The sequence below is a fragment of the Pseudomonas sp. S4_EA_1b genome (assembly GCF_016307435.1).
GTDB lineage: Bacteria > Pseudomonadota > Gammaproteobacteria > Pseudomonadales > Pseudomonadaceae > Aquipseudomonas > Aquipseudomonas rhodesiae.
Genome location: NZ_JAEILC010000077.1, coordinates 38,048 through 45,765, shown reverse-complemented (window position 1 = coordinate 45,765; position 7,718 = coordinate 38,048). Strand labels below are relative to the sequence as shown.

The following is a 7,718-nucleotide window of genomic DNA, read 5'->3' as shown; positions in this document are numbered from 1 at the left end:
CCTTTGTATTTTGCGTCGAGCCGCTAATCATGATGGCAATATGCTCTAGGCCTGCACTCATAGGCAAGCATCAAAAATCGATTGATTGTGGTGCAGAGTGTGAGCACCAGGTCCAAAGGTTCAAGGACTCAAAAAATTGGGGCAGAAAGAGTGTAGGGACCACATTTCTATGCCGGGACAGTCCGCTTTTGGCCGATTCTGTTGAAAAAGTCGAATGATAATTCCACAGCGGAAAAGTACGCGCCTGAGATTGAAATCTGAATTTTTGGCAGTAGGTTCAGGACTCAGATTTCACGTAGCAGCGTGCAAAAGAGGTCTTTTCACCCATCAGTATTCGAGCGTTTTTGGGCAAGGCGACTTTTTCAACACAATCGGCCGTTAGTGAACATTTAGGCCCCTTAATCTCGAGCACAATCCCACTTTCCATCAAGGAGAACCGTACCGATGACGGCCTCTTGAGTTTCCCGAAAAAAGTAGAGTTGCGGAAACGATCCCAAATCGCAGGCAATAAAAAACCCCGTAGACGTTAATCTACGGGGTTTTCAAGAGTGGAGGCCGAGGTCGGAATCGAACCGGCGTAGGCGGATTTGCAATCCGCTGCATAACCATTTTGCTACTCGGCCTAAGACGATCAATGCCCTGATTGCTGGCACTCACCGTATGCAAACTTGAGTGGCCTGTGTAAAGCCTGCCTCTACTCTAACTCACTGAATACATTGAAGTTTTTAAAGCTTCGATGCGTTCGATGGGCGCCATTATGTACTCATTTGCCGGGGCCTGCAACCCCTTGATTTCAAAAATATTTCGCATTGGCATCAAGGGCTTGCAGGTTGGGTTCACTCCTTGATGACTTGCTGGCGGTACTGTGGGTCGGCCTGGATTTGGGCGTCGGTGAACGGGAGCGAGCTGAGTGTTTTCTTGGAAAACGCTTGGGTTTGGTCCTTGGAATATGGGGAGGCAGGGTTGCTGGATTGGGAGAATGCCAACACACCTTCAGCATGGGGGCCGTGGTCGTCGAAGGTGACGATCTGCAGGTAACTGCTGCCGCTGATCACTTCACGTTTAGCGTCGCTGCGGGGCACGCTTTGCATGGCGTTGTAGATGCCCAGTTCTTGAGGGCCGCCGTGGATCGGGATTTGGCCGGAGACTTGAACATCCCCCCAAGTACTTGTGGACGTCAGCCCGCGCTTGGCGACGTCGGCGGCGGAAGCCAGCATCGCTTCGCGCACAGCCTTAGCAACCGCTGGCCGCTCGATAGCCACGCCTCGTGGGGTGGTCAGGGGTTGGCTCGGATCGAAGGCGACGCGCCAGGCATCGGGGATTTGTTGCAGGTGCTCTATAAAATTGATGAAGTGCACCAGGCCCACGCCGCTGTCGAGGTTGGCGTGGCGGTCCCAGGTTTTAAGGCTGTCGCACAGCGGTTGCAGGGTCTGCGCGTCAGTCGCGAGGTGGTTGGCGCAGAATTCCAGCAGGTCCGGCATGACCTGCCCGGCCAGGTACACCTCGTTATCCATCACCATATTGCGTAAGTCAGCGGCGTTGATCGGCCGGTTGCTGAGGCTGTGCAAGCGCTGCAAGGCGAAGCGTGCGCGCGGGCCAAGGCCGATGCGGTCCTGGCTGATCACCGGCGAGAAGCCGCTTAACGGCACTTGCGGATTGGCCAGCCAGGCCGAGTCGTTGGAGTGCTGCACGTAGTCGCTGCGTAGCAACTGCGGCAGTTGATCGGCCGCAAATATACCCGGCTGAGCGGCCTTCGGATCGATATCCCAGGCGCAGGCGCTACGGGCGCCGTCCAGCACAATCATCTGCAAACCGGCGCGCGGGTCGCTGCACTGGGCCAATTTGGCCGCGCTGACGTTGGGCACCACCGACAGGTTCATGTATAGGCTCTGGCCCTGGTCATCGGCGGCCAGGGTGTTGACCCATGGGATGCCTTGCAAGCTCTGCACCGAGGTTTGCAGCGCCTTGACGCTACTGGCCTGGTTCATGGCGTACCACTGTTGCAGCACGCGGTCGTTGCCCAAGTTGGCGTCGCGCAGGCTGAACGCATAGCGCCGGTCCCAATCGAGTTTGCCGGGCCATTGCACCACAGGGCCGAACTGGGAGCTGTACAGCGTGTGGTTCACTTCTTTGACACTGCCATCGGCTTGCTTGACCTGGACCGCCACCGAGGTTTTATCCAGCGCGATGGATTTACCGTCGAGCAGATAGCGCGTGGCATCGTTCGGGTCCAGGGTCAGGCGGTACAAGGTGAAATGCTTGGACGTATCGACCGTGTGGGTCCACGCCACACGCTGGTTAAAACCGATATTGATCACCGGCAACCCCGGCAACGCAGCGCCCATGACATCCAACTGGCCGGGGATGGTCAGGTGCATCTCGTAAAAACGCATACCGCCCACCCACGGAAAATGCGGGTTGGCCAACAACATGCCGCGCCCGTTGAACGAGCGCTCCTGCCCCACCGCCACGGCGTTGCTGCCGCGATCCAGGCTGAAGCGTTGCTGCTGCGCGGCGGCCAGTGCGAAAGCCTTGGCGTCTGGCTGCACACTGGCGCTCGCCTGGGGCGGTGTTGCGCCCACCAAGGCTTCGGCGAATTGGCCGATACCGCCCTCCACCAGCAGCCTGCGGGTCAGTTTGACCAAGTCCTCGGCCACCAGCGGTCGGACCCACGCCCCTTGGCACTGGGCCGGCGCGCCCCGCTCTTGCAGATAACGGTTATAGCCGGCCACGTAGCCTTCGATGCGTTGCTGGATCTGCGGGCTCTGCGCCTTCCAGAACGCGGCAACCGCCTGAGGCGTGTTCAGCCAATGAAAGAACACATCGCTGGCCAGGTTATTGCGCTCCTCCAGCGTGGCCTGCTCGGGCCCGAAGTAACGCGCGCGCTCGCCGTTGACGGTCACCACTTCGTTAGCCAGCAGGCACATATTGTCCTGGGCATAGGCGTATCCGATGCCATAGCCCAGACCGCGCTCGTCACTGGCCCGGATATGCGGCACGCCGAAACCGGTGCGCCGGATCTCGGCAGAGGCTTGCGTGGCCTGCTCGCGCGCCGATGCGGCCAGGCTGACGCCCAGCAATACTCCGAGCGCACATACCCTGGACAACCTGTTGTTAATAATCACACCGACTCCGCCGTCAAATGGAACGTCTTTACGCGGGGCGACCACCCCACCGTAAGAACGCACATCGGCCCGCGGAATTTAGCGCGCAGGTTGTGACAAAACCGATACCGACGAAATTTCTACATTCGGCGCTTCATGATTTCGCTCGCTCGTTCGTCTTATTGAATAAGAGCGCCATCATTTTCCTGATCAGGCTCTGATAAGGAGTTTTCTGCATGTACAACCCGCAAGTGCCCACGGAAGGACATCTCTCGGCCGCCGATGCCAACTTCGGCAGCGGCACGACCGCCTTCGGCAAGACGCCGGAGCAAGGCAACCAGCGTATTCGTCATTTGCTCAAATGTTTCGGTCTGCGCACCAGCCTGATCAGGCTGAAGGTCATCGACGCCCTGCTCACCGCCGCCGACAACCAGCGCACCCTCGGGGTACGCGGAGTGCACAGCCACTTGCTGGCGCTGGGCATTCCATTGTCGTTTCTCAGCGTGCGCGAAGTACTCAAACGGCTATGCAGCGAGGGCGTGATCACCCTCAATGCGGACAAAAGCTACAGCCTCCACGAAGAGGCAGCCAAGGTGCTCGACAACAACGCCTGACTTACGGCTTGACCTTGCGCCGCATGATGCCGTTGAGCACCACCACGACCACCGCGACGGCAATGGCGATGGTCTGGAACGTTTTTTCACTGATAGACCCGATGCTCTGCAGGTAAGACAGGCCAAACATCGTCGCCAGCACCACCAAGACAATCAGTATCGAATATTTCAAACGTTGCTTTTGCGTCATCACGACTTCCTGAATCTGAAGATTGTATTTACGGCCTTGCGCCGAACAGGGCGCGGTGGGCGTCTATGTTACAGACGATGAGAGGCTTTGGCTTGTTCGAGGCGGTGACCTCTGGCATTACGTGGGGCCGGGTAACTTTTCCATGTGCTACGGACACGAAGGCATACACAGTGCAAGCAGCACAGGCGGAACTTGCGCGGGCCTTTTCCGCAACCAACGGGGGTGCCTGGGGAACAGGGAACCTCCCAAAGACAGGCGCTTTTTCTTGATATGTCTGGAAAAGGTACCCGCATATGAACAGTCTTTCATCCGCTCCTGCACTGCACCTCAACCCTCAGCGTATTTCACCGCCCCTCTACCCTCAGACAACTCCATTGCAGCCGCTGGCCAGTGTTCAATCCGCAGCCATCGCACAACAGGCCCCATCGAGCGCCGCGCCTGCCGGAGGTGCCCTGGCGAACGCGTTGGCAGACCGGCACAACCTCAGGACGCTGGGACAACAGCTCAACGAAACCGCGAAGAGCCTTGGGCCGCAGGCGACGCCTCAGGCCGTGCGCACGGCGCTGAAAACCAGCACGATGCAAGCGCATCCTGCATCCGCTTTTCCCCCACCGGGAGACTCCCCTCTCACGCTTGAAGCCTTCATCACCACATATGGCTTGAGCCTACCCACTGACCACTTCAGCCTCGTCGCCCTAGCCGATGCGGTGCTCGACAGGGCTCGGGAGCATCCCTTGGGCAACTTCGGCGGCAGCTTGTCGTGGCCGCTTGAGCTCAGCGTACAGGCGCAGCGCACCGTGCTGGCGAGCGCCAGGGACTACGCCATGCGCCACCCAAACCCGCCGCGCATGGGGCCGAGTCTGGGAATTCTGGAATACCTGAACAGCAACCAGCCGCTCAGCGCCCAGGCCATGGATGATCCGGCCAATGCGCTGGAAACCCTCCTGAGCACGCCACGCGCTCAAGCCATGGGGCAAGCGCTGCAGACTCAGCTCAACGGCATCGCCACCGCCACCAGCGCAAGCGACTATGTGTTGGCAGCCATAAATCTGGTACTGGACCCGCAATCCCTCGACGCACCCGCGTGGAACAAGGTGGCCGATTTCGACCTGACGCAAACCGAGCATTGGGGCAAACCGGCGTCGGCGATACGCGATGGGTTGAGCGCACATCTGGTCGAGCAAGGCGATGCCACACCTGCCATGGCAAAAGTTGCCGCTCACCTGTTACTGGCCAGAAAGGCCCCCGAGTTGTTGATCAAAGACATCCCCGACAGCGTCACCTACGGCAGCCCGGCTTGGGTCAGCCTGTCGGTCGCGGCGGCCACGATTGAAGCGCAGACGCCGGGCAAGGTGCCCAACATGACCTTTACCCAAGTCATGATGGAGGCCGAAAGCGCCGGTCTGCAGGACCTGACCGTCACCCAACAAGCCCAATCCGATGCCTTGCGGGTCTGGGGGCTGGTCAGCGGCACGTTGTCGGCGCAAGAAGCTGACCGTTACGGCCCCGCGGATAAGCAGAAGGTCCGCAGCGCGTTCAACGCGCAGGCCAACGAACGCCTAGAAGCCTCGGTGCAAATCGACACCGAAATCCCAAGCCGTCGCGCGATTGCCCTGGCCAAGCTCAAGGAGCGGTTTGGTGAAGACGTGCCATTTGAAGAAAAACTGCTGACGGTCAAAGCCACTACCCAGCCCCATGACGAGCCGCTGTATAACCCCAATCGCGCCCCGGCCGGCCGCCATTCGCTGCTGGATATCGCCATGAGCGGGCTGCACGCCTACCAGTGGGAAAGCGAAGACCCGCGTGTGATCGAGGCCACACGGGGCAAATCCCTGGCGTTTGACGTCAACAGTGTGTTCAACGAGCAGTTCGCCCACGCCGTCGATCTGCGCAAAAAGGGCATTGCCACAACGGTCAAGCAGCTGATCGCTCGGCTGCCTTTAGAAGACAGGCAAACTCTGGAATACGCAAAACTGGAGTTCTACCAGAACCCGACCTATAGGCTGAGCACCGGCTTCACCGGTCGCACCCTTGAGCGCAAAAACCCCAAGCTGCTGATCAAAGCCACAAGCGCTGATGGCGAAAAGGTCTACGAAATTGACTTGAAACAGGGCGCCATCAGCCGGGTCCGCGACACGGTGTTGACCCAACCAAGGCCACGTAACGGCAGCCTGGTGTATCCGATAGAGCCTTTCACCCCCGCCCACGTCAGCCAATCGGCCCTGGACTTAAACAAGGGCGTGAGCACTCCGCTACCCATCCCCGCCAGCTTTTCAAGCGCGCGAACCCAGGCCATTGCGGATGTATTCGTCGAACATCTGGACATAGATGGCGAGGATGCGGTCAAGCGCGCCAAAGGCACCACCCGCCACGATCAGCACGTGGAAAACGAGTGGAAGCTGGCCGATTTTTTTCTCGACCTGGTGCCGCTGCGCTCGGCCATCGTGAACTTTCGTGACGGCAATTACCTGGAAGGGACGTTCGATCTGGGCATGGATATTTTCGGTTTCGTCACCGGCGCTGCCGGGGCCGCCAGCAGGGTCACCAAGGTCGCGGCCAGCGCGGCCAACACCACCCGCAAAGCCGCGAAGGTGGCAAAGATTCTCGGAACCACCGTCGTCAGTGAATTGAACCCATTGAGCGGGGTGGGCAGCCTGGTTGAGGAAGGCTCGCGGCTGATCGGCAATGGGGTCAAACGCGTCAGGGGCGCAAGCGGCGGGTACGACTTGACCAAGCGGGTCAGCGCCGAACACGGACCGGTCACGTATGGCACTTTCAAAATCGACGACCACGTCTATGAAGCCGATACCATTGTGTCCAACGGTCAGCGCTACGCGTACGACCCGGCCAAAGCCATGCCTTACGGCCCTCCCCTGGAAGGCTTCAACCCCCTGGACACCCTGGCTCCCGTGCACCCGCCCAAACATTTCCACGGCCATCGGAATAACCTGGTGGGCACCGATGGGCGCCCTGTGCGGCCGCGAAAACCTTTGCCCTCGGGTGACTATGTGGAAAGCATGCGGGGCAGGCTGGAAGCCGACCATTTCAAGCCGGACACCAAGGCAGAGACCGTGCGACGGTTCAACGAACAGATGGCTGAGTATTACGAGGCAATCGACCAAAACGGCCTGCCACCTCGCCCTGCCATTCCACACGTGCCCAAGCAGGTCCCCGCATCCGAGCTGCTGACGGAAACCCTCAAGGTCTCGCCCGGTGTGGTATTGGGTGAGTCCCACAGTCAGATGGCAAGTTTCAGGGTGCTTTACGACAACGTCACTACCCTCAAGGGCGCCGGTGTCACGAAGGTCTATTTCGAAGGATTGATCGATATGCCCCAAGGGTTGATGGACGACGGCATCGGCCTCCTCGGTCGATCCCGGCAACCGCGTACCCATCCGACCTTCGAGCAACTGTGCAAAAAGCTGAAGGCCCACGGCATCGAAGTCTTACCCCTTGATCACTACTACCTGACGCGCCACAAAGATCTACGCGGCGTCAACCTGGCCACCACGGCGGGCAACGGCTCAACGACCCGGCTACGTGAGTTCAACTATTACGCCGCAGAAACCATCCAGGCCAACTCCGGGACGGAAAAGTGGGTGGCGCTGGTCGGCAATGCGCACATGAACACCAGCGAAGGCATCCCGGGTCTCGCGGAGTTGACGGGCAGCATCGGCGTTGGTGTTTCTAACAACTCCCACGTGACGTCACAGATCGGCTTGAAGGTCAAAGGCCATACCCCCGACCCCGCCCTTCCCTTGCGCCCCGAGGATGCGCCCGGCGACTTGCAGATTTTCGTCAAACCGTAGA

4 protein-coding genes and 1 tRNA gene are annotated in these 7,718 nt (G+C 59.5%); 2 read left to right on the top strand and 3 right to left on the bottom strand.

Annotated features, from left to right (window positions below; genetic code table 11):
• Positions 1–549 precede the first annotated feature (549 nt).
• Together YA0848_RS22825 and pvdQ are read right to left on the bottom strand one after the other, a co-directional pair.
• Positions 550–623: transfer RNA gene (locus YA0848_RS22825), tRNA-Cys, on the bottom strand.
• Between the two features lie 213 nt (positions 624–836).
• Positions 837–3,125 (bottom strand): bifunctional acylase PvdQ, encoded by a 2,289-nt coding sequence (gene pvdQ, locus YA0848_RS22820; protein ID WP_198712594.1) that lies wholly within the window; start codon positions 3,123–3,125, stop codon positions 837–839.
• A 215-nt stretch (positions 3,126–3,340) separates the two neighbouring features.
• On the opposite strand from pvdQ, the gene YA0848_RS22815 reads away from it, so the two are divergent.
• Positions 3,341–3,718: a hypothetical protein gene (locus YA0848_RS22815; RefSeq protein WP_034098075.1), complete on the top strand. Its 378-nt coding sequence runs from the start codon at positions 3,341–3,343 to the stop codon at positions 3,716–3,718.
• Position 3,719: 1 nt separating this feature from the next.
• On the opposite strand, the gene YA0848_RS22810 is transcribed toward YA0848_RS22815, so the two are convergent.
• Positions 3,720–3,908, bottom strand: a complete 189-nt coding sequence (locus tag YA0848_RS22810) for a hypothetical protein (protein WP_034098077.1) — start codon at positions 3,906–3,908, stop codon at positions 3,720–3,722.
• Positions 3,909–4,201: 293 nt separating this feature from the next.
• Here YA0848_RS22810 and YA0848_RS22805 point away from each other — a divergent pair, with 293 nt between their 5' ends.
• Positions 4,202–7,717, top strand: a complete 3,516-nt coding sequence (locus YA0848_RS22805; RefSeq protein ID WP_169902626.1) for a membrane-targeted effector domain-containing toxin — start codon at positions 4,202–4,204, stop codon at positions 7,715–7,717.
• The last annotated feature ends 1 nt before the right edge of the window (position 7,718 follow it).

Excerpts from the sequence above, each read along its gene's own strand:
- YA0848_RS22815 (WP_034098075.1), top strand. The coding sequence starts at position 3,341 with ATGTACAACCCGCAAGTGCCCACGGAAGGACATCTCTCGGCCGCCGAT.
- YA0848_RS22810 (WP_034098077.1), bottom strand. The coding sequence starts at position 3,908 with ATGACGCAAAAGCAACGTTTGAAATATTCGATACTGATTGTCTTGGTG.
- YA0848_RS22805 (WP_169902626.1), top strand. The coding sequence starts at position 4,202 with ATGAACAGTCTTTCATCCGCTCCTGCACTGCACCTCAACCCTCAGCGT.